This is a genomic window from Shinella sp., assembly GCF_035998705.1.
Taxonomy (GTDB): Bacteria; Pseudomonadota; Alphaproteobacteria; order Rhizobiales; family Rhizobiaceae; genus Shinella.
Genome location: NZ_DASYHH010000027.1, coordinates 312,662 through 333,585 on the forward strand (window position 1 = coordinate 312,662; position 20,924 = coordinate 333,585).

Consider the following 20,924-nt stretch of genomic DNA (forward strand, 5'->3'; position numbering starts at 1 on the left):
TCTCATCCCAGACGCACGCGCGGATTGGCGATGACATAGGCAATGTCGGTGAGGAGGTTCGTCAGGAGGAAAACGACGCCGCCGACGATGGTGACCCCGATGATGGCGGGAAAATCGAGGCCGCGCGCCGCCTCCACCGCATAGGAGCCCATGCCCGGCCAGGAGAAGATCGTTTCCGTCAGGACCGCGCCGGTGAGCAGGTAGGCGAAGGAATAGCCGATGACGGTCAGCGTCGGAACGAGCGTGTTGCGCAGCGCATGGCGGACCACCACGCGGAACTCGCCCGCACCCTTGGCACGTGCGGTCAGGATGAACTCGCGGTCGAGCACCTCCAGCATGTTGGCGCGCACCAGCCGGGAAATGGTGCCGGCGACCGCCCAACCGAGCACGAAGGCAGGCAGGATCAGGTGCCAGAGCGCATCGAGGAAGAGTTTTACGTTCCCGGCCAGCAGGGAATCCACGGTCATGAAGCCCGTGATGGAGGCCGGCGGCGCGGCACGCGGATCGAGCCGGCCGGGACCGGGCAACACGCCCCATTTGACCGAAAAGACATAGAGAAGCGCCAGACCCAGCCAGAAGACCGGTATGGATGAGCCGAAGAGCGCGAAGAACCGCGCGGCGTGGTCGATCACCGTGTTGCGGAAATAGGCGGCCAGCACGCCGAGTGAAATGCCGATCGTCGAGCCGATGACCATTGCTGCAAGCACGAGTTCCATCGTCGCCGGCAGGCGGTAGAACACGTCCTGCGCCACGGGCCGGCGGGTGATGAAGGATGTGCCCATGTCGCCTTTGAGCAGATTGCCGACATAGATCACATAGCGCTCCGGCAGGCTGCGATCGAGCCCCCAGCGCGCCTTTGCCGCCGCCACCGCAACCGGGTCGTTCATCTGCCGGTCCGAGACGATCGCCGTCAGCGGATCGCCCTTCGTCACAGTCGTGAGCAGGAAGGCGAGCGTGACGATGCCGAGCACCAGGAAGGGCATCGCGATCAGGCGTCGCAGAATGTATCGTGTCACAAAGGCCTTCCTCTACCCGGATCCATGCCTGGCATTATTGACAACAGGCGAAGCCGGCGTCAACATAAATGAAATTATATTCCATTTACGAGAGATCGACAGATCTCCGGAATCCGGTAATGGCTCCTGCACACGCTTGAACGGAAGGCAACAGATGCGAAAGAGGACCAAACCGACGGATGGCAGCGAGGGGGCGGAGGCCGGCAATTCGGCGGCATCGCTGACGCGCGGTCTCGAAATCCTGCGCGCCTTCACGGCCGATGATGCCACACTCGGCAACCAGGACCTGATCGAACGGACGGGGCTGCCCAAGGCAACGGTGTCCCGGCTCACCTCCACGCTGGTCGGGCTCGGCTACCTGCACTATGACGACATGCTCGGCCGCTACAGCATCGGCCCCGCCACCGTCTCCCTCGGCTATTCCGCGCTCAGTTCCAGCGCCGTCATCCACATGGTCCGGCCCCTGATGCAGGCGCTGGCGGACGAGACCGGCGCCGCCGTGGCGCTTGGTACGCGCGACGGGCTGGAAATGGTCTACCTCGCCAATTGCCGCTCGATGAGCCCGGTTTCGCTGCGGCTGAACGTCGGCTCGCGCCTGCCGATCTACCGCACCGCCATGGGTCTCGCCTATCTGGCGGAAATGAAGCTGGAAATCCGCCAGTCCGTGGTGGAGCAACTCGTCGCGGCCGAGCCGGACAAGGAGCAGGAACTCACGCGCCTGGTCGAAAACGCGATCGAGGACTACAGGCGCGACGGCTTCATCAGCGCGTTCGGCAGTTGGCACAGCTATATCAATGCCGTGGGCGTCGCCTTCCGGCCGACGGACGGTTCTCCCCTCGTTGCCCTTACCTGCGGCGGGATCGTCGATCTGCTCTCGCGCAACCATTGCCGCGAGGTGGTCGGTCCGGAACTGGTCCGGCTGACGCGGCGGCTGCGCGCGCGCCTCGCCGGCCAGCCCGATCCGCTCCCCGCGCCAAACTGGAAAACATCGGCCGAATAGGCTCAGCCACAAGGACCTGCCATGCCCATCCATGTCGTCTATCCAAAGGTCAGCCTCGAATTGTCGAGCGGCCGCATTGCCCGCTGGATGGTTGCCGAGGGCGAAACCGTGCGGCAGGGGCAGGTGCTTTTCGAGATCGACAACGACAAGGCCGCCGTCGAGGTCGAGGCACCGGCAAGCGGCGTCATCCGCGACCTGGTCGGCAGCGAAATCGAGGTGGAGGTCGGGGCGGACGTGGCCCGCATCTATGCGGAGGGGGAAGCCGCCGGCGATGCGAAGGCCCCTGCTGCCGCGCTGGACATGCCGGTCGTCGAAGCCAAAGCCACGACCCCTGCCGCGGTGAAACACAACGGGCATGGGCGGCACCCCAATCCGACGCCGCTTGCCCGCCGCATCGCCCGGGAAAACGGCATCTCGCTGGAAGGCATTCACGGCACGGGACCAGGGGGCCGCATCCAGAAGACGGATGTCGTCACGAGGATCGGCGATGCACGCCGCCCCGTGGCGGCCGAAAGCGCGGAGACCCTGAATGCGGTCTGGCTGCGAAAGGGCGAAGGCCTGCCCGTCGTCCTGCTCCACGGCTTCAGCGCGGACCTCAACAACTGGCGCGGCATGTTCGCCGGCGCCCGCGTCGACTGGCCCGCTTTGGCGATCGACCTTCCGGCGCATGGGCGCTCGTCCAGCGCCGTTCCCGAAAATCTGGATCGCATGGCGGAATGCGTCGAGGCGACCCTTGCGGCCGCGCAGGTCGGCCCGCTCGTGCTTGCGGGCCATTCCTTCGGCGGCGCGCTCGCCGCGCGCCTCGCAAGCCGCGGGCAGCTGGATATTCGCGGGCTCTGCCTCATCTCGCCCGCGGGCCTGGGCCCGGCGATCAATGGCGCCTTCGTCGAGGGCGTGCTGCGCGCGCGGCGAAGCGAAAGCCTGAAGCCGTGGCTCGAGTTGCTGGCCCATGATCCGTCCGTCATTTCGCCTGCCTTCGTTCAAGCCACCGTGTTGCAGCGGGAAGACGACGGCCTGACGGAGGCAATGCGGGCTTTTGCCGACCGGTTTTCCCCGGACGGCACGCAGGCGGTGTCGATCCGCAACGATCTCGCCCGCCTGCTATGTCCGGTGCGTGTCCTCTTCGGCCGACAGGATCGCATCCTGCCCTTTGCCGCCACGGCCGGCCTGCCCGGCAATGTCGGGCTGCATGCGCTCGACAATTGCGGGCACGTGCCGCATCTCGAATATCCGGAACTGGTGATGAAAATCCTCGGTGAGATCAGGCGCAGCGCCTGACGCTCAGTGCTTCGCCTGCTGGCCGTAGGTGCCGTACCGGGCGCGCACGTCTGCCAGTTCCGCCGGCGTCAGCAGCACCGGTTCGCCGATCGAGCGGGCGAGCAGGTACTGACGGGCCAGCGTTTCCAGTTTTTCCATCCGCGCCAGCGCCGTCGCGATATCGGGGCCGATCGCGATCGCGCCGTGATTGGCCATAAGGCAGGCGGTGTAGGTCGTGCCCATGGCCGCGATCACCGTGTCCGACAGCGGCGGACTGCCGAAGCAGGCATAGTCCGCGCAGGGTATCTCGCTGCCGCCGAAGCCGGCGACCATGTAGTGAAACAGCGGGATGGGCAGGCGCAGCGCCGCGAGCGCCACGCAATGATCGGGATGGGCGTGCACCACGGCGCCTGCATTCGTCGTCTCGTAGAGCCGTGCATGGATCGCCCATTCCGAGGATGGCCGCCAGTCGCCGGACCACGTGCCGTCCAGCGCCATCGCGACGATCTGCTCGGGTACGAGGTCATCGGGAACGATGCCCGTCGGCGTGATCAGCATGCCCTCCCCGTGCCGCACACTGAAATTGCCGACCGTTCCGCTGTTGAGCCCGGTCGCCACCGACCGCCGGCTTGCCTCGACCAGCGCCATTCTTGCCCGAGCGTCGTCCATCGTCATCGTCTCCTATAGATCCATTGCCTCGACGGCCCGCAGCAGGATGTCGTCGGCGCCGAGCTTGCCCGGCTTGAGGTAAAGCGAAAGCGGTATCGGCCCGGATGAAACACAGAAGCCCGTTCCAAGCGGCCCTTCCGGCAAGGCGCGAACGGCCGGGATATCCAGTGCATGGACGACCGCGCCGGAGGTTTCGCCGCCCGCGACGACGAACCGGCGCACGCCACGGTCACGCAGCCCCTTTGCGACGGCGCCGAGAATACGTTCCGCACGCCGCGCCGCGCCGATAGCGCCGAAGGCGGCTTGCGCGGCGGCGACCTCTCCCGGCCCGGCGGCCGTCGAAATGGCGAAGGGTTCGGCACCGATCCGGCCGGAGGCCCAGTCGAGCGCGCTGGACACCAGCCCTTCCTCCCCCGCCGGGTCGAGCAGATCCAGCGTCAGCACCGGATAGTGCGCCGAAAAGGCGGCAAGCTGCGCCAGGATGACCGGCCCGACGCTGCCGGCGAGCACGGCGGCGGGACCATCGATGTGTTGCGGCCAGGGGGCCGGCTCCATCGGTTCGGCGCGGCCGAGGCGCATTGCATAGGCGATGACCAGGGGATCGCTCGCGACCACGACGCGGGTCATCGCCGCCGCGACATCCGCGGCGACCTCGACGTCGCCGTCATCCGTCGTATCGAAGAAGACGTGCCCAGCCCCTTCGGCGGCAAAGGCCTCGATCGCGTTAATCGTGGCCTCCGCGCCGGTGCGCAGCGTCGCGTGGTTCAGCAGCGCGATCGCGTGCGGCGTCTGACGTCCCAGGAAGCGCACGAGATCGGGGTCGGACATGGGCGTCAGCGGATCGAAGCGCTTGATCGATTCGGAGACGAGGCGGCCGCGATAGAACATGTAGCCCTGGTGCACCGTCGTGCTGAAGCGCGGAAAACCGGCGCTCATCAGGACAGGGCGAATGCCCGCGCGGTCGGCGAGATAGTCGGCGGCGGGGCCGATATTGCCGTCTTCCGTCGAATCGAACGTGGCGCAGGCCTTGTAGGCTAGGCGCGTGCAGCCGGCGCGGCCAAAGGCTTCGGCAAACCGGCTGAGCTCGGCAAGCGCCTCCGCCACCGGCATCGTGCGGGCGCGCGTACCGGCGATCACCACCGCCGAGGGCGGTATTTCGGCGTCGGGACTGAAGAGCACGGGACATTGAATGCCCGCGCCCTCCAGATAGCCGGCGACCATGAGGGCGCCGGTAAAGTCATCCGCGACGATTCCAAGGGCTCGCTGCATGGGTCAGGCCTCGGCGTTCAGCATTTCGCGGGCGATGATGATCTGCTGGATCTGCGAGGTTCCCTCGTAGAGCCGGAACAGCCGGACGTCGCGGTAGAAATGCTCCACCGGATAATCCTGCATGTAGCCGGCGCCGCCGTGGATCTGCACCGCGCGATCGGCAACGCGCCCCACCATTTCCGAACAGAACAGTTTTGCGCTTGCCGCCTGCTGGATGACCCGTTCGCCCCTGTCGAACTGGCGGGCCGCCTCCAGCACCATGGCACGCCCGGCAAAGGCTTCCGTCGAACTGTCGGCCAGCATGGCCTGGATGAGCTGATGCTCCGCAATCGGCTTGCCGAACTGCACACGCTCGCGCGCAAAGCGCACGGACTCGTCGCAGAGCCGCTCCGCGGCACCCACGCAGACGGCCGAGATATGCAGGCGCCCGCGATTGAGCACCTTCATCGCCGTCTTGAAGCCCACGCTCTCGACGCCGCCGATGACGCTGTCGGCCGATATCCGGCAATTGTCGAAAATGACGTCGCAGGTGCGGGTGCCGCGCTGCCCCATCTTCCTGTCGACCGGGCCGAGGCTGAGGCCGGGACTGTCCTTCGGCACGAGAAAGGCGGTCACACCCGCCGGCCCCGGCCCGCCGGTGCGCGCCATGACGGTGAAAACGTCGGCCACCGGAGCATTGGTGATGTAGCGCTTCGTGCCGTTTAGGACGTAGTGGTCGCCGTCCCGTCTCGCCGTGGTTTTCACGGAGCCGGCGTCGGAGCCGACATCGGGTTCGGTGAGCGCAAAGGAGCCGATGACCTCGCCGGTCGCCATGCGCGGCAGCCAATAGTGCTTCTGCGCCTCGGTGCCGTCGACGATGATGCCCTGCGAGCCGATGCCGTTGTTGGTGCCGATGACCGAGCGGAAGGCGGGGGATGCGTAACCGAGCTCGAAGGCGACCAGCACCTCCTCCTCCATCGTCAGCCCAAGCCCGCCATGGTCTTCCGGAATGGACATGCCGAAGAGGCCGAGCGTGCGCATTTCCGCGACGATTTCCGGCGGAATGGCGTTTTCCTCCTCCACGCGCGCCTCCGCCGGCAACAGGCGTTCGCGCACGAACCGGCGCACCACCTCAACCAGCGCGTTCAGCACTTCGGCGTCCCGGACCATCGCTTTTCTTCCTCTTTGGCAGCTCACGAAAATTTCTGTTGCATCCAAAGGCTGGCACAGCTTAGTGTGCCATTCAACAGAAATCGGAATTTATTTCCATAAACGAAAAACGAAGCCGAGGACACGAATGGCACGCCAGATACCCCTCGCCCCGTCCGCGCCCTGGTTCCGGCTGGAACTGGATGAAGCGGACTGGAACGGGGAACGGGCTCAGGACCTGATCCACTGGTACGGCCAGATGCTCCTGATCCGCCGGTTCGAGGAAAAGCTGCTCGATCTGGAAAAGGCCGGCCTGATCCACGGCCCCGCGCATGCCAGCATCGGCCAGGAAGCGGGTGCGGTCGGCGCCATGTCCGCACTCGACACCGACGACAAGATCAACGGCACGCACCGCGCCCACCACCAGGTGTTGTTGAAACTGCTCAATCCCTCGGTACCAAACGGCTTCGACATCCGTACGGATGACTTCGCGCCCGGCATGGACGAGGCGATCTATCGCTTTATGGCGGAAATCATGGGTCTGACCCCCGGCTATTGCGGCGGTCGCGGCGGCTCCATGCATATGCGGTTTGCCGGTGCCGGCGTCGTCGGCACATCGGCCATCGTCGGCGGCAATCCGCCCCATGCGGCGGGTTATGCGCTCGCCGACAAGATGCTCGGCCGCGACCATATCTCAGTCGCCTTCTTCGGCGATGGCGCCGCCCAGAACGGCGCCAGCTACGAAGCGATGAACATCGCAGCCGCGCAGAACTTGCCGGTGATCTTCTTCATCGAGAACAACCTCTACGGCGTCGCCACGCATATTTCCGACGTGACGCGCGAGACGCGCCTGTCGTCGCGCGGCGCCATGCTCGGCATTGCCTCGATCGAATGCGACGGCATGGACGTCGTCGCCGTGCACCGGGCGATGGTCGAGGCGCGGCGCATCATCCGCGAGACGGGCGGCCCCGTCGTGGTGGAAGCCCTGTGTTATCGCCATTTCCACCAGTCCGGCTCCCGCAGCGGCAGCGACTTCGGCTACCGCACGAAGGAAGAGGAAGCCGCGTGGCGCGAGCGCGACCCGATCGCCCTCGCGGAAGCCCGTCTCACCGCCCTCGGCCTGCTCTCCCCCGACGAATTCGCGCGCATCGACGCGCTTGTGACCGACCGCGTCGCCGCCGCGGCCGCACGGCTGACGGAGCCGGTCCCCGGCGGAAACACGTTGCGAATCCCCGAAGGCCTCTGGCCGGACCCGGCGACACGCGACCACGGCATTCTCGGCGACCTCTCCGAACTCGCCGGCAAGCGCATGCTCGACCACGACGACATGCGGCCCGACGCCATCGAGAAGGTGAAATTCGTCACCGCCGCCTCCGAGACGCTGGCCGCCGCCATGGCACGCGACCCGCGCATCGTCGTCATGGGCGAGGATGCGCACCAGATGCGCGGCGGCGTCAGCGGCTTCACCAAGGGCGCGCTGGAGCGCTGGCCCGAGCGCGTGCTGCCCATGTCGATCGCCGAAAATGGCTTTACGGGCGTCGCACTTGGCGCGGCGCTCAACGGGCTGCGGCCGGTGGTCGAGATCATGTTCGGCGATTTCTGTTTCACTGCGGCCGACCAGATCGCCAATGGCGTCGGCAAGGTGCGCCACATGTTCGGCGACGGCTTTCCCGTGCCGATCGTCCTGCGCGTGCGCATCTCGCCGCACACCGGTTACGGCTCGCAGCATTCGGGCGATCCGTCCGCGCTGTTCGGCATGTTTCCCGGCTGGCGCATCGTCACGCCGTCGAATGCCTTCGACTATATCGGCCTGATGAATTCCGCCCTCGCCTGCGACGATCCCGTCGTCGTCTTCGAGCATACGGAACTCTACCAGAAGGAATTCGACGTGCCGGCCGGCGACCGGGAATTCTGCATTCCCTTCGGCTCGGCACGCATCGTTCGTCCCGGCAGCGCCTGCACGGTGCTCGCCACCTCGGTCATGGTTCAGAACGCGGTCAAGGCCGCGGAAGAGACGGGGATCGACGCCGAGGTCATCGACCTGCGCAACATCGACCATCATGGCATCGACTGGGCGCTGATCGGCCAATCCATCGACAAGACGGGACGCGTCGTCATCGCCGAGCAGACCGCCCGCAGCCTCTCGATGGGCGGCACCTGGGCAGCAGAAATCCAGGAACGCTTCTTCGACTGTCTCGATCACGAAATCCTGCGCGTCACCGGCGGGCTTGCCGCCCCCACGGTTTCGGCAGCCCTCAACCGCGCGGCGCTCGCAACGGTCGCCGACGTCAAAAACGCACTGCTTCGAATTGCGGAAAAATAGTGGAACAGGGCATCCGCGGCCCATCAAACTGGAGGTATCCAACCGATGAAACGACTTCTTCTGTCGAAATCCAGACTGGCCTTTCTCTCCCTTGCCCTCTCCGCCACCATGCTGGGCGGGCCGGTCCAGCAGGCGTCAGCGCAAGAGCGCGCGCTCGTCATCGCGCGTGACATGGACGTCAACTCGCTCGATCCGGCGCGCGCCTGGTGCGACACCTGCCAGATCTACAACACCTCCGTCTACGAGCAGCTCGTCACGCTCGACAAGGACAACAAGGTGCAGCCGCTGATCGCCTCGAGCTGGGAGGTCAACAAGGAGCAGACCGAGCTGACCTTCAAGCTCGATCCGGCGGCAAAGTTCTCCGATGGTTCGCCGGTCGAGGCGAAGGATGTGAAATGGTCGTTCGAGCGGCTGAAGAACATCAAGGGCAACGGCGCCTTCATTGCCGACCCGATCAGCTCGATCGAGATCCCCGATGCGCAGACGGTCATCGTCAAGCTTGCCGCGCCGAATTCGGAATTCCTGAACCAGGCGGCCGCCGGCTTCCTCGGCATCATCAACAGCGATGTCGCGAGCGCGAACGGCGCGCTTTCCGATGCGACGGCCGTCGACAAGGACACGTCGGAAAACTGGTTCCTCAGCAATTCCGCCGGCAGCGGTCCGTTCGTGCTCGCCTCCTACGAGCCGAATTCCGAGCTGCGCCTGAAGCGTAACGAGAATTACTGGCGCAAGGCCCCGGTCCTGCCGGAGGTCATCTTCCGTCAGGTCAAGGACGCCGTCGCGCAGGCACAGATGCTGCAATCGGGTTCCGCCGACATCGCCATGCAGATCGACCCAGAAACCGCCAAGACGCTCGAAGGCAGCGACGTGGTGGTGGAGAAGGTGCCGTCCTACAACTTCGTCTACATCGCCCTTTCGCCGGGCGCGAAGGCCAACACCGTCAAGATGACGCCGGAAGTGCGCGAGGCCATCTCGATCGCCATCGACCGCACCTCGCTGATCGACTTCACCGTCGGCGGCGCCGGCCGGGCGATTGCCTCGCCGATCCCGCTCGGTTTCCCCGGCGGCGACGGCCACGAGATCCCCGCCTACAATCCGGATCGCGCCAAGGAACTGCTTGCGGCAGCCGGCGCGGGCGACGGCTTCACGCTGAAGTCGATCTACCCGGACATGAACGTCTACGGCGTCGATTTCTCGCTGATGATGCAGAAGATCCAACAGGACCTCGCCAAGGTCGGCATCACGGTCGAGCTTTCGCCAGTTCCCTTCGCCAACTGGCGTGAGGCGGCGAACGGCGACCATATCCCGCTGACGGCCGTCTTCTTCGCGCCCGACTTCTTCGGCACCTCGCAATATGTCGACGTCTTCGGCCTGTCGGAAGGCTCCGTCTGGGCAAAGCGCGCCGGCGGCGAGGTCGATCCGTCGTTCATCAACCCGGAAACGGCCAAGCTGCGCGAACAGGCGCTTGCCGCCCCCTCCGTCGAGGAAGCGGAAAAGCTGTGGTTCGAGGCCGGCGAGCAGATGGCGAAGGCCCGGATCATCATCCCGATGGTCAGCCCGGATCTCATCCTGGCGCACAGCCCGAGCGTCAAGGGTGTTCGCTACAGCGCCTGCTGCAACCTGCCGCTCGCCGAAATCTCGAACTGATCGCCGAAATGGGAGAGGCGGAAACGCCTCTCCCGATCACTATTGGAGAGCAAGATGACAGCGAGACTGCTGAACAGCCGCGATACCGAACTCCTGGAACGCGCTCGCCGCGTCGTGCCGAACGGCGTGTGGGGTCATATGGCGACCCGGGCGATTGGGCCGGATTACCCGCAGTTCTTTTCGAAATCGGAAGGCTGCCGCGTCTGGGATGCCGACGGCAACGAATATATCGACTTCATGTGCGCCTGGGGACCGAACGTGCTCGGCTACCGCCATGCCGAGGTGGATGCCGCCGCCCTGGCACAGATGGACAAGGGCGACATCGGCAACGGCCCCACGGATACGATGGTGGAGCTTGCCGAACTGCTGGTCGATACGCTGGACCACGCCGACTGGACGCTCTTCCAGAAGAACGGCACCGACGCCACGACCGTCTGCGTCACCATCGCCCGCGCCGCCACCGGTCGGCGAAAAATCCTCGTCGCGCGTGGCGCCTATCATGGCGCGGTTCCGTGGTGCTCGCCGTCGCTGGTCGGCGTGACGTCGGAGGATCGTGCCCATCTCATCCTCTTCGACTACAACGACATTACGAGCCTCGATGCCGCAATCGCTGAGGCTGGTGAAGACCTCGCCGGTATCCTGCTCACCGCCTTCAAGCACGATGTCGGCAAGGACCAGCATCTGCCGGAGAAGGCGTTCCTGGCGCACGCCCGCGCCGCTTGCGACCGGACGGGCGCCGCCCTCATCCTCGACGACGTGCGCGCCGGTTTCCGGCTCGATGTACGCGGAAGCTGGGCGCGCTACGGCGTGAAGCCGGACCTTGCGGCCTATTCGAAGGCGATCGCCAACGGCTGGCCGCTCGCCGCCGTCGCCGGTTCGGAGCGTTTCCGGGAGGGTGCTGGAAAAATCTTCACCACGGGCTCCTTCTGGTACGGTTCCGCCGCCATGGCGGCCGCGGTCAAGACCGTGCAGATCCTGCGCGACAGCGATGCGCTGGCCCATACCGAAGCGATGGGCGAACGTTTTCGCGCCGGCCTTTCGAGCATCTCGGCCCGTCATGGCTTCACGCTACGGCAGACGGGACCAGCGCAGATGCCGATGGTGCTGTTCGACGGCGACCAGGATCTGAGGATCGCCAACGCGTTCTGCGCGGCGGCCCTGCGACACGGCATTTATCTCCATCCCAAGCACAACATGTTCCTGTGCGCCGCCCATACGCCCGACGATATCGACCGGGCGCTGGAAGCCGCGGACAGAGCCTTCGCCGATATCGTTTCCGCGGGCATCCTCGCGGCCTGAACCACGCAGCCTTCCAAGCCTCACGCGCCGTCCTTGCGGACAGCGCGTAAGAGCGTACGACCATTTCCGTTTTGAGGAGCGCTAGCATGTCCTACACGGACCACATCTTCACGGACTATCGCCAGCGGGTGGAAGTGCTCGCGGCGAGCGACAACCCATTCGCCAAGGGCATCGCCTATATTTCCGGCGAATACGTGCCTTTGAACGAGGCGCGCATTCCGATCCTCGACCAGGGCTTCCTTCACTCGGACCTGACCTATGACGTTCCCGCCGTCTGGAACGGGCGATTCTTCCGGCTCGACGATCATCTCGACCGCTTCGAGAAGAGCTGTGTCCAGCTGCGGCTGAAGAGCCCGCTCGGACGGCAGGAAATCCGCGACCGATTGGTCGAGATGACGGCGAAGAGCGGCATCCGCGACGCCTATGTCATGATGATCGTGACGCGCGGCCTGCGCTTCGTGCGCCAATATGCCCCCGAGGAATGCGACAATTTCTGCTACCTCATGGTCATGCCCTATCTCTGGGTGATGGACGAGGCGACGCAGAAGACCGGCGGCACCGCCGTCATCACCCGCACCGTGCGCCGCGTGCCGCCGGGCGCGATCGACCCCACCGTCAAGAACCTGCAATGGGGCGATTTCACACGCGGCCTTATGGAAGCGCGCGATCGTGGTGCGATGTACCCGATCCTGACGGATGGCGACGCGAACCTCACCGAAGGCTCCGGCTTCAATGTCATCCTCATCAAGGACGGCAAGCTCTACACGCCGAAGAAGGGCGTTCTGGAGGGCGTGACACGCAAGTCGGTGCTCGCCGTCGCCGAAAAGCTGGGCTACCCCTCCACGATCGACGACGTGCCTGTCGAACTCGCCTACCAGTGCGACGAAATCCTCTTCGTCACCACGGCCGGCGGCGTCATGCCGATCACCACGCTGGACGGCCGGCCGGTCGGCAGCGGCGAGGTCGGCCCGGTCAGCAAGGCGCTCTGGAAAGGCTATTGGGATGCCCATGCCGATCCGGACCTGAGCTTCGCAATCGACTACGCGTAACGCTTCACTCCCGGTCGAGCGGCAGGGCCCGGACGAGATCGATCAGGACGCGTAGCTTTGCCGGGACGTGGCTACGGCCGGCTTACCACACGGCGAGCCCTTGCTTTGTGCTGGCTTCACGCCGGCCTGATGTCGATCAGGGCGAAGTTGAGCTTGAGGCCAAGACCGTCCCAGGCGTAGAAGCTGACATCGTCGAGATGGCAGTCGAACTTGATGCGGCAGCCGATCAGGATGTCCATCGGCTTGCCTTCCACCGCCCAGGCGCCGATCTCTCCGCCGATATGGCGAACGGAGCCAATGGTGCTTGTGCCCGGAATCTCGGGCCAGTCCGCGCCCGCGCCGTCGCCATTTCCGTAATAATGGGTGAGCGACCGGCTCGCGTTGGAAATATCGACATAGTTGCGGCCGACCGGCGTATCGCCGTCAAAGGAGCCGACGACGAACTCGCGCACCTGCTCCAGCCGGCACCAGCTGTCGCCATATTCGTTGTCGAGGGCGCGGTATCGGCTGTCATAGAAGGTCGTGGCCTCGACCAGGAGGCTGAGCCGGCCGGTCCTCGTCGGCGTGTAGGTGAACCAGATGCCGCTTTCGACCGATGCGCGCAGATAGTCCGAATTGTCCGGGCTCCGGTTCTCCAGCCACACCAAACCGCCGGTGCGCGCCTCGCCGTCACGTGCAAATGCCTTGGCCTCGCGAATGCGTCCATCGCCATCGTCGCGCTGCCCACCCCAATAGGCAAAGGTCCCGAAGCCGCCTTCGTCGAAGAAGCGCACATCGTAACCCGATTGCCAGTCCCGCGTGTCGATCGTCCGCCCCGGGCCGGAGGACGGCGGTGTTTCGCCGAGCGATCCGGCAAGTTGTCCCGAATAACGGCCGAGGGGGACATCGAGCGCCTTGCTCGCGGTCAACCGCTTGATCCGCGTGGCAGCGCGCTTCTCATGGTCCTCGTTCCAATAGGATCCGGCCGCGGCCCGCAGATAGTTGAGTTTCAGCTTGCCGAGCGCGGTAGCATCGGCCTTGGCGCCGCGCGACGCGGCATCGGACAGCGCGTCTGCCGCTTTCGTCTCCGCCAGGAGCGCCGTTTCCAGCGCCTTGCCGAGTTTCGACGGTTTCTGGCCATCGGGTGCGGTGATCACAAGCTTGCTGTTGAAAGATGAGGTGGGTTTGCCGGCCATTGCGTAATCTCCTAATCGAACGAAACGTAAAAGGAATTGACGTAACGGGAGGATTGAACGCTGCAATGAGCGCGCGGGCAAGCGAAATGGGAGAGCAGGAGTAGTAAATTTCTCCCTGAAACTCAACTTAAAGACACATCACGAAGTATAGGACGGGTGTCGGTTGCTTCTTTTCGGCGGAATTATTTCGCCAGATACCCGCCATCGGCCTCGAAACAGGCACCGGTAACGAAGGATGCGGCATCCGACAACAGGAAGAGAATGACGTTGGTGATCTCGTCTGCCTGGCCCACCCGCTGCATCGGGTGCAGTGCGGCTGCGGCCCGCCGCTTCTCGTCGCTCAAATGCCCGAGCAGCGGCGTATCGATGAAACCCGGGGCGACGGCATTGATGCGGATACGCTCGGCCGCGTGGTCGAGCGCGGCGGCCTTGGTGAAGCCGATGACGCCATGTTTGGCCGCGGTATAGGCCGGCTGGCCGGCAAAGCCGCGAAATCCCATGATGGACGCGACATTGACGATGGAGCCGCCGCCCCGCGCCCGCATCGCCGGAATCTGATGCCGGACCGCGTTGAACACGCCGGTGAGGTTGACCGCGATGATCCTGTCCCATTGTTCCGCCGGATAAGACGCGGTCTCGCAGCGCGGCAGGTCGATGCCGGCCGAATTGACGGCGAGATCGAGGCCGCCGAACTGTTCGACGCCACGCGCGACCGCCCTCTCGACGCTGGCAATCGACGTGACATCGACCTCAAGCGCAAGCGCGTCGCCGGAGCCCAACGTCGCGGCAAAGGCGGCGAGCCGCTCACCGTCCCGATCGGCGAGGACGAGTTTTGCGCCGAGATCGGCAAGGCGTCTGGCCGTCGCCGCGCCGATGCCCGATGCGGCGCCCGAGACGAAGGCCACCTTGCCCGCAAAGGCGGCGGGGTCGAGGAGAGACGCTGTCATGGCTTCGATTACTTGTAGACGCCGACCCAGATGATGATGGCCGGCTCGGTTTTCGATGGGTTGCGCGAGCGGTAGGTCGAGGAACGGTTGAAGCGGTAGCTGTCGCCTTCGAAGAGTTCGAACTTCTCCTCGTCCACCCAGAGCTCCAGCCGTCCTTTCTGGATGTAGCCATATTCCGCGCCGGCCGTCGGTACGTTCTTGGGTTCCGTCTCCAGGCCGGGCTCGAAGGTCGACATCATGAATTCGACGTCGGAATCGAGCTGTGGCGTCAGGAGTTCGGTGCGCGCGCCCCGGTGCAGCATGAAGCGGCGCTGGCCGCCGCGCACGACGATTTCCTTTTCCCGCTCCGCCTCCGGCTGCTTTTCCTCCAGATCGACGAACCAGCTCATCGGCACGCCGAAGATCGTACAGGCGGCGTACAGATCCTTCAGGGTCGGCTGCGACAGGCCGCGTTCGAGCTGGCTGATATAGCCCGTCGAGCGGTTCAGCCCTTCGGCAAGCTGCTGGATGGTGATGCGCCGCGACCGCCGCAGTTCACGCAGCGTCTTGCCGACGTGATCGGGGGCCTGGGGCGCGGCAACGGGATTGCTCATTGAAAAACCCTGACAAGTTCACTGGAATGATGGAACTGGGCAAATACTTCATCGAAGTCAACATGGACCGGCGATTGCGGCCGCGCCAAAACAATTTGTCCCCATCTACAGGCGTTTCAGCCGAAGGTTCCAGCCGTGGTGCCGCCGTCCAGCACATAAACCATGCCGTTGGCATAACTCGCCTGAGGCGACAGGAGATGGCCGATGGCATCCGCCACTTCATCCGGCCGCGCGAAGCGGCCGAGCGGCACGCGGCGCTCGTAGAAGGCGCGGTCATAGACGCCGCCGCTCTCCTTCAAGAGCCCGTCGGCCATCGGGGTATCGACGAAGCTCGGGCAGACGACATTGCTGCGCAACCCCTCGGGACCATGGTCGAGCGCCATGCAGCGGATCAGGCCGACCACGCCATGTTTGGAAGCGCTGTAGGCGGCATAACCACGCGAGCCGCGCATGCCGGAATCCGAGCTGACCGCGACGAAGGCGGAGGCCGGGTTCTTCAAGAGATGCGGAACCGCATGCCGGGCCAGCAGGAAAGGACCGGTGAGGTTGACCGCAAGCGTGATTGCCCAGGTCTCGTCGGTCAGCGTCGTGACATCGCCTTTCCGCGCGACACCGGCGGCCGCAACCACGCCCGAGAGAGACCCGTGCGCCTCGACCGCCCGACCGACCGCGGTGGCGACGTCCGCATCCGAAGACGCGTCACCCGCCACCTCAAGCACCGCGGCGCCCTTGTTCCGGCATGCGCTGGCAACTTCCGCCAATGCCGATGCGTTGAGATCGAAGAGCGTCAACGCAGCACCGCTTTTCGCAAGACCGAGCGCCGTCGCCCGCCCGATCCCGGAGGCGGCGCCAGAGATCAGGATTGAGGTCTCGAATGTCGACATTAAATCTCCCCCTGCCCGGTCTCAGGCGCCGAGATAGGCGGCCTTGAGGTCGGGGTCGTTGAGCACGTTGTTCGCGCCGCCCTCCACCGAGCAACGACCGGCATCGATGACATAGGCATAGTCGGCGATTTCGAGCGCCACGGCGGCGTTCTGCTCGACGACGATGAGGCTGATGCCGGACTTCGAGAGCGTGATGATGATCTCGAAAATCTGGTTGATGATTTTGGGCGCAAGGCCGAGCGAGGGCTCGTCCAGCATCAACAGTTCCGGTGTTGCCATCAGCGAGCGGCCGATCGCCAGCATCTGCTGCTGGCCGCCGCTCATGCGGCTCGCCAGCGAATGACGCCGCTCCTTGAGCACCGGGAACATATCATAGACCTGGGTGCGGATTTCGTCGAAGCTGCGCCCGCGGTTTGCAATGTAACCGGCGAGCAGGTTCTCCTCGACTGTCAGGCGCTGGAGGATCTGCCTTCCCTCCGGGCAATGGGCGAGGCCGAGGCGGGTGATCTCCTCCGGCGGCAGGCCCTTGATCGGCAGGCCCTTGAATTCGATCTCGCCGGAATAAATCTGCGTCAGGCCCGAAATGGAGCGCAGGGTCGAGGTCTTGCCGGCACCGTTCGCGCCGATGATCGTGACGATCTCGCCGGCATTGACCTCCAGATCAATGCCGAACAATACCTGCGTTCGCCCGTAGCCCGCCTTGAGCCCGGCGACTTTGAGCAAGCTTGCGGATGTCGTCGAGTTCTTCCGTGGTTCCAAGATAGGCCTCCTGCACTTTTTCGTTCGTGCGCACCAGCTCCGGCGTGCCGGAGCAAAGCAGCTCGCCATAGTTCAAGACGTCGATGCGGTCCGAGATGGACATGACCAGGTCCATGTCGTGCTCGACGAGAATGATCGCCCGGTCTGCGCGTTTCAGGCTGGCGATCATCGTCGCCATGTCCTTCGTTTCGGTATGGTTGAGGCCTGCCGCCGGCTCGTCGAGCAGCACGATCGGCGCCTCTGTGACGAAGGCACGCGCCAGTTCGAGGATCTTCTGGCGGCCATAGGGCAGATCGCCGGCCAGCACGTCCGCCACGTCCGACAGATGGAACTGCGCGAGGCAGGCGTGGCAGATTTCGAGCCGCTCCGCCTTGCTCAGCCGTTTCGCGCCGGTGAGGAAGGTCAGCCAAGACTGCGGGAAGAAGCAGACTTCAAGGTTCTCCAGAACCGTCATGCCATCGAACAGGCGAAGGTTCTGGTAGGTGCGCGACACGCCGAGCTGGGCGATGCGGTGCTTCGGCAACGTGCTCAGAACCGAGGCCCCCAGCCGGATCGCGCCCGACGTCACGCTGTAGGAACCGGCCACCATGTTGACGACGGTCGATTTGCCGGCACCGTTCGGTCCGATGATCGAATAGATCGAGCCGACATCGAAGGACAGCGACAGGTTCTTGATCGCCACGAGCGATCCGAAATGCTTGCTTACGTTTTCGAGGGCGAGAGCCATAGCGTCCGGACCTTTCGAATGATGAAGCCGAGGTTGAAACGGGGCGAGACGAGGCCGCCCGGGCGAAGCACGATGACCGTCACGAGTACGACGCCGTAGATCAGCAGGCGGTATTGCGCGGCGAAATGCAGGACTTCCGGCAGCACGATGAGCACCACGGCGCCCGCAATGACACCGACGATATTGCCGACGCCGCCGATGATGATGATCAGCACGACGAGCAGCGATTCCTGGAAGGTGAAACTCTCCGGGCTGACGAAGCGCTGGAACGAGCCGAAGATCACCCCTCCGGCGCCGCCGATTGCCGCACTCAGCGCAAAGGCCAGCAGCTTCAGCGTCGTCGTGTTGATGCCGAGGCCGCGCACCACGTCCTGGTCTTCCCGCAGCGCCCGCCAGGCTTTGCCGAGGATCGAGCGCTCCATATAGTAGACGCCGGCGCAGACGAGAACGGCCAGCACGAGCAGCAGCCAGTAGAAATGCACCGGGCTCGTCAGCGGCAGGCCGAAGAGGCTCGCCCGGTCGAGGCCGGCAATGCCCTGTGGGCCGTTGGTGAAATCATCGGCATTGTTGATGGCGATGCGGATGATTTCGCCGAACGAGAGCGTGACGATCGCAAGATAGTCGCCGCGCAGCTTCAGCACCGGGAAGCCCAGCAGCACTCCCGCAATCGCGCCTGCCGCGGCGCCGATGAACAGCACCACGATGAACGGCAGGTGGATATCGAACTGCCCGCTCGCCAGCAGCGCATAGGCGTAGGCGCCCACGGCATAGAAGGCGATGAATCCGAGATCGAGCAGGCCGGCATAACCGACGACGAGGTTGAGGCCAACGGCGAGGATGATGTAGATCAGAATGCTGTCCACGACGCGGACGTAATAGGACGGAAGGTACGGCACCAGCGCCAGCAGGACCACGCAAAGCGCGAGGACTGCGAGAAGGCCGAGCCGCCGGACGATCACCGAGTTCCCCATGGGTCAGTAATCCTTCTTTGCGACGGTCGTTTCTTCCGAGACGGTCTCGCCGAGCAGGCCGGCGGGCTTGAACAGAAGAACGAGGATGAGGACGGCGAAGGCGAAGACGTCACGATATTCCGTGCCGATGTAGCCGAAGGAGAGGATGGGCAGGAAGGCCGTGCCGAACACTTCGATCGCGCCGAGCAGGAAGCCGCCGAGCATGGCGCCGGGAATGGAGCCGATGCCGCCGAGAATGGCCGCGGTAAAGGCTTTCAGGCCGATGACCGAGCCCATGGCGGGCTGCATGATGCCGTAATAGGAGGCGTACATGATGCCGGCCATGGCGCCGAGGCCGGGGCCGATGAAGAAGACGAGGCTGACGGCACGGTTGACGCGGATGCCGAGCAGGCTCGACGTCGTCCAGCTTTCCGACGCCGCGCGGATCCAGATGCCGAAGCGCGTGCCGTTGACGAAGAGCGTGAGGCCGACCATCAGCAGGATCGCGGCGGCGAGAATGCCCACCTGCACGGTCGTGACCATGCCGCCCAGGGATTCGATCGGCGCGCTCGGAACGATGGCCGGAAAATGCACGGGCTGCGGGCCGACGGTGACGCGCACCGCGCTCTGCAGCACGATCGACATGCCAAGCGCGCTCAGCATCGGTGCGAGACGGCCATAGGCACGCAGAGGACGATAGGCGAAGCGTTCGATCGCGACCCCAAGCAGACCGACGATGACGAAGCTCGCAACGATCGCAATGACGGAATCGAGCACCGGCGCCAGGCCGCCAAGGCCGATGAGCCCGCTGAAAATGAACGTGTAGATATACGGGCCGAGCATGAAGAACTCCCCGTGGGCGAAGTTGATCAGCCGCATCACGCCGTAGACCATCGTGTAGCCAAGCGCGATCAATCCGTAGATCGCACCGATGGCGAGCGCGAAGATCAGCTGTTGAAGAAAATAGTCGAACAAGGGGGTCGCCTTTATGACAACGGGCCGGCACGGGCTGCGCCGGCCCCATTGAACAAACGTCCGGCTGATTACTGCTTGATCAGCTCGAACTTGCCGTCCTTGACGACGTAGAGGTACATCGGCGCGGTGGTGTTTTCACCGTTCTCGTCGAAGGCGACCGGGCCGAGCAGCGTGTCGACCGTTACGCCGTGCAGCTTGGCAAGCACGCCTTCGCGATCCAGCGTATCGGCCTTCTCGACGGCGGCCGCCATCACCTGCGCATTGGCAAAGCCAAGCGAGGCATAGGGACCGGGTGCGCGGCCGAAGCGGGCCTGGTGACGATCGGAGAAGTCCTTCAGTTCCGGCGAGGAGTCATAGGGCGGAAGCTGGAAGGTCATCAGCGCGCCTTCGGCAGAAGCCGCACCCACCTGCGTGATGAAATCGACGGTGAAGCCGATATCGGGGCCGATGAACTGGGCGGTCATGCCCTGCTCGCGCATCTGCTTGAGGAACAAGGCAAGCTGCGGCATGCCGGCACCCATATAGACGACATCGGGGTTTTCCAGCTTGATCGAGGCGATCAGGGCGGAGAAGTCGACGTCTTCCGGGCTTGCACCATAGGTGTTGGCAACCTTGCCGCCACCCTTCTCGAAATTATCCTTGAAGACGCCGGCAATGCCCTGGCCGAACACGGTCTTGTCGTGCACCAGCACGGCATTCTTCAGGCCGAGCTTTTCGGTGGCGTATTTCGCCGGAAGCGCGCCCTGGATGAAATCGTTGGCGACGGGGCGCACGATGGTCTTGAAGCCCTTGCGCATCAGTTCCGGATTGGTCGCAGGCACGACCTGCGGCATGCCGCAGTCGGAATAGATGTCGAGTGCGGGCATGGTGACGCCGCTGTTCATGTGGCCGATGACGCCGATGACGGCGCTGTCGTCGCAGAACTGCTGGGCGACGAGCGTGCCCTGGCGCGGGTCGGCGCGGTCGTCGAGCGGGCGGAACACCACCTTGTTGCCCTTGATGCCGCCCTTCTCGTTGAGCTGGTCGAAATAGAGCTGGGCGCCGTCGATCTGCGACTGGCCGAACTCGGCCTGCGCGCCGGACATCGGCGCGCTGCCGCCGAGCACGATGTCGTCCGCCATCGCCGGCAGGACGCTGGAAGCAAACAGCAGCGCTGCGGCAGAAAGAAGTACACGGGTTCTGGTCATAAGGTTCCCCTTTTGCTTGTTGAGATTCGTTGCACGGAACTCCCATCCCGGCAACGCCTGCGTGAAATTA

General features: G+C 64.7%; 19 protein-coding genes. 6 read left to right on the forward strand and 13 right to left on the reverse strand.

Annotation, left to right across the window (positions count from 1 at the left end; translation table 11 throughout):
• Positions 1-2: 2 nt before the first annotated feature.
• Positions 3-1,016 (reverse strand): ABC transporter permease, encoded by a 1,014-nt coding sequence (locus VGN93_RS24630; RefSeq protein ID WP_327509624.1) that lies wholly within the window; start codon positions 1,014-1,016, stop codon positions 3-5.
• Positions 1,017-1,170: 154 nt separating this feature from the next.
• On the opposite strand from VGN93_RS24630, the gene VGN93_RS24635 reads away from it, so the two are divergent.
• Positions 1,171-2,016 (forward strand): IclR family transcriptional regulator, encoded by an 846-nt coding sequence (locus tag VGN93_RS24635; protein ID WP_327509625.1) that lies wholly within the window; start codon positions 1,171-1,173, stop codon positions 2,014-2,016.
• 21 nt (positions 2,017-2,037) lie between these two features.
• Positions 2,038-3,294 carry an acetoin dehydrogenase dihydrolipoyllysine-residue acetyltransferase subunit gene (locus VGN93_RS24640; RefSeq protein WP_327509626.1) on the forward strand — a complete coding sequence of 419 codons (1,257 nt, stop codon included), beginning with the start codon at positions 2,038-2,040 and terminating at the stop codon, positions 3,292-3,294.
• A 3-nt stretch (positions 3,295-3,297) separates the two neighbouring features.
• On the opposite strand, the gene VGN93_RS24645 is transcribed toward VGN93_RS24640, so the two are convergent.
• From VGN93_RS24645 to VGN93_RS24655, 3 genes are read right to left on the reverse strand one after another with little or no spacing between them, the layout of a single operon-like run.
• Positions 3,298-3,942, reverse strand: a complete 645-nt coding sequence (locus VGN93_RS24645) for a class II aldolase/adducin family protein (RefSeq protein WP_327509627.1) — start codon at positions 3,940-3,942, stop codon at positions 3,298-3,300.
• Between the two features lie 12 nt (positions 3,943-3,954).
• The gene (locus VGN93_RS24650) at positions 3,955-5,211 is read right to left on the reverse strand and encodes a four-carbon acid sugar kinase family protein (RefSeq protein WP_327509628.1); all 1,257 of its coding nucleotides are present in this window, start codon (positions 5,209-5,211) and stop codon (positions 3,955-3,957) included.
• Positions 5,212-5,214: 3 nt separating this feature from the next.
• The gene (locus VGN93_RS24655) at positions 5,215-6,360 is read right to left on the reverse strand and encodes an acyl-CoA dehydrogenase family protein (RefSeq protein WP_327509629.1); all 1,146 of its coding nucleotides are present in this window, start codon (positions 6,358-6,360) and stop codon (positions 5,215-5,217) included.
• Between the two features lie 127 nt (positions 6,361-6,487).
• Between VGN93_RS24655 and VGN93_RS24660 the strand changes: the two genes are divergently transcribed.
• The 4 genes from VGN93_RS24660 to VGN93_RS24675 all read left to right on the forward strand — a co-directional run bounded on the left by VGN93_RS24660 (position 6,488) and on the right by VGN93_RS24675 (position 12,657).
• Complete coding sequence (locus tag VGN93_RS24660) at positions 6,488-8,662, forward strand: alpha-ketoacid dehydrogenase subunit alpha/beta (RefSeq protein ID WP_327509630.1); 2,175 nt, start codon at positions 6,488-6,490, stop codon at positions 8,660-8,662.
• A 45-nt stretch (positions 8,663-8,707) separates the two neighbouring features.
• Positions 8,708-10,309 (forward strand): ABC transporter substrate-binding protein, encoded by a 1,602-nt coding sequence (locus VGN93_RS24665; RefSeq protein ID WP_327509631.1) that lies wholly within the window; start codon positions 8,708-8,710, stop codon positions 10,307-10,309.
• 54 nt (positions 10,310-10,363) lie between these two features.
• Positions 10,364-11,608 (forward strand): aminotransferase class III-fold pyridoxal phosphate-dependent enzyme, encoded by a 1,245-nt coding sequence (locus VGN93_RS24670; protein WP_327509632.1) that lies wholly within the window; start codon positions 10,364-10,366, stop codon positions 11,606-11,608.
• Positions 11,609-11,694: 86 nt separating this feature from the next.
• On the forward strand, positions 11,695-12,657 hold the full coding sequence (locus VGN93_RS24675) for an aminotransferase class IV (protein ID WP_327509633.1): 963 nt from the start codon (positions 11,695-11,697) through the stop codon (positions 12,655-12,657).
• Between the two features lie 116 nt (positions 12,658-12,773).
• Here the strand turns inward: VGN93_RS24675 and VGN93_RS24680 are convergent, their stop codons facing one another.
• The 9 genes from VGN93_RS24680 to VGN93_RS24720 form a co-directional block, all read right to left on the reverse strand.
• A complete protein-coding gene (locus VGN93_RS24680) occupies positions 12,774-13,832 on the reverse strand; it encodes a hypothetical protein (protein WP_327509634.1) in 1,059 nt (352 codons plus the stop codon).
• Between the two features lie 182 nt (positions 13,833-14,014).
• Complete coding sequence (locus VGN93_RS24685; protein WP_327509635.1) at positions 14,015-14,779, reverse strand: SDR family NAD(P)-dependent oxidoreductase; 765 nt, start codon at positions 14,777-14,779, stop codon at positions 14,015-14,017.
• An 8-nt stretch (positions 14,780-14,787) separates the two neighbouring features.
• Positions 14,788-15,372 carry an XRE family transcriptional regulator gene (locus VGN93_RS24690; RefSeq protein WP_319312925.1) on the reverse strand — a complete coding sequence of 195 codons (585 nt, stop codon included), beginning with the start codon at positions 15,370-15,372 and terminating at the stop codon, positions 14,788-14,790.
• Between the two features lie 116 nt (positions 15,373-15,488).
• Positions 15,489-16,256 carry an SDR family oxidoreductase gene (locus VGN93_RS24695; RefSeq protein ID WP_327509636.1) on the reverse strand — a complete coding sequence of 256 codons (768 nt, stop codon included), beginning with the start codon at positions 16,254-16,256 and terminating at the stop codon, positions 15,489-15,491.
• Positions 16,257-16,277: 21 nt separating this feature from the next.
• Positions 16,278-16,979: an ABC transporter ATP-binding protein gene (locus VGN93_RS24700; RefSeq protein ID WP_319312921.1), complete on the reverse strand. Its 702-nt coding sequence runs from the start codon at positions 16,977-16,979 to the stop codon at positions 16,278-16,280.
• Positions 16,918-17,742, reverse strand: a complete 825-nt coding sequence (locus VGN93_RS24705) for an ABC transporter ATP-binding protein (protein WP_319312919.1) — start codon at positions 17,740-17,742, stop codon at positions 16,918-16,920. The genes VGN93_RS24700 and VGN93_RS24705 overlap by 62 nt, the downstream gene beginning before the upstream one ends.
• The gene (locus VGN93_RS24710; RefSeq protein WP_319312916.1) at positions 17,718-18,713 is read right to left on the reverse strand and encodes a branched-chain amino acid ABC transporter permease; all 996 of its coding nucleotides are present in this window, start codon (positions 18,711-18,713) and stop codon (positions 17,718-17,720) included. The genes VGN93_RS24705 and VGN93_RS24710 overlap by 25 nt, the downstream gene beginning before the upstream one ends.
• A gap of 3 nt (positions 18,714-18,716) precedes the next feature.
• Complete coding sequence (locus VGN93_RS24715) at positions 18,717-19,667, reverse strand: branched-chain amino acid ABC transporter permease (RefSeq protein ID WP_327509637.1); 951 nt, start codon at positions 19,665-19,667, stop codon at positions 18,717-18,719.
• Positions 19,668-19,735: 68 nt separating this feature from the next.
• The gene (locus VGN93_RS24720; RefSeq protein ID WP_327509638.1) at positions 19,736-20,854 is read right to left on the reverse strand and encodes a branched-chain amino acid ABC transporter substrate-binding protein; all 1,119 of its coding nucleotides are present in this window, start codon (positions 20,852-20,854) and stop codon (positions 19,736-19,738) included.
• Positions 20,855-20,924 lie beyond the last annotated feature (70 nt).

Bases quoted from the DNA above. Each gene is read 5' to 3' on its own strand.
- VGN93_RS24710 (WP_319312916.1), bottom strand. From the start codon at position 18,713: ATGGGGAACTCGGTGATCGTCCGGCGGCTCGGCCTTCTCGCAGTCCTC.
- VGN93_RS24685 (WP_327509635.1), bottom strand. From the start codon at position 14,779: ATGACAGCGTCTCTCCTCGACCCCGCCGCCTTTGCGGGCAAGGTGGCC.
- VGN93_RS24720 (WP_327509638.1), bottom strand. From the start codon at position 20,854: ATGACCAGAACCCGTGTACTTCTTTCTGCCGCAGCGCTGCTGTTTGCT.
- VGN93_RS24680 (WP_327509634.1), bottom strand. From the start codon at position 13,832: ATGGCCGGCAAACCCACCTCATCTTTCAACAGCAAGCTTGTGATCACC.
- VGN93_RS24690 (WP_319312925.1), bottom strand. From the start codon at position 15,372: ATGAGCAATCCCGTTGCCGCGCCCCAGGCCCCCGATCACGTCGGCAAG.
- VGN93_RS24635 (WP_327509625.1), top strand. From the start codon at position 1,171: ATGCGAAAGAGGACCAAACCGACGGATGGCAGCGAGGGGGCGGAGGCC.
- VGN93_RS24660 (WP_327509630.1), top strand. From the start codon at position 6,488: ATGGCACGCCAGATACCCCTCGCCCCGTCCGCGCCCTGGTTCCGGCTG.
- VGN93_RS24695 (WP_327509636.1), bottom strand. From the start codon at position 16,256: ATGTCGACATTCGAGACCTCAATCCTGATCTCTGGCGCCGCCTCCGGG.
- VGN93_RS24670 (WP_327509632.1), top strand. From the start codon at position 10,364: ATGACAGCGAGACTGCTGAACAGCCGCGATACCGAACTCCTGGAACGC.
- VGN93_RS24675 (WP_327509633.1), top strand. From the start codon at position 11,695: ATGTCCTACACGGACCACATCTTCACGGACTATCGCCAGCGGGTGGAA.
- VGN93_RS24640 (WP_327509626.1), top strand. From the start codon at position 2,038: ATGCCCATCCATGTCGTCTATCCAAAGGTCAGCCTCGAATTGTCGAGC.
- VGN93_RS24705 (WP_319312919.1), bottom strand. From the start codon at position 17,742: ATGGCTCTCGCCCTCGAAAACGTAAGCAAGCATTTCGGATCGCTCGTG.
- VGN93_RS24655 (WP_327509629.1), bottom strand. From the start codon at position 6,360: ATGGTCCGGGACGCCGAAGTGCTGAACGCGCTGGTTGAGGTGGTGCGC.
- VGN93_RS24645 (WP_327509627.1), bottom strand. From the start codon at position 3,942: ATGGACGACGCTCGGGCAAGAATGGCGCTGGTCGAGGCAAGCCGGCGG.
- VGN93_RS24650 (WP_327509628.1), bottom strand. From the start codon at position 5,211: ATGCAGCGAGCCCTTGGAATCGTCGCGGATGACTTTACCGGCGCCCTC.
- VGN93_RS24665 (WP_327509631.1), top strand. From the start codon at position 8,708: ATGAAACGACTTCTTCTGTCGAAATCCAGACTGGCCTTTCTCTCCCTT.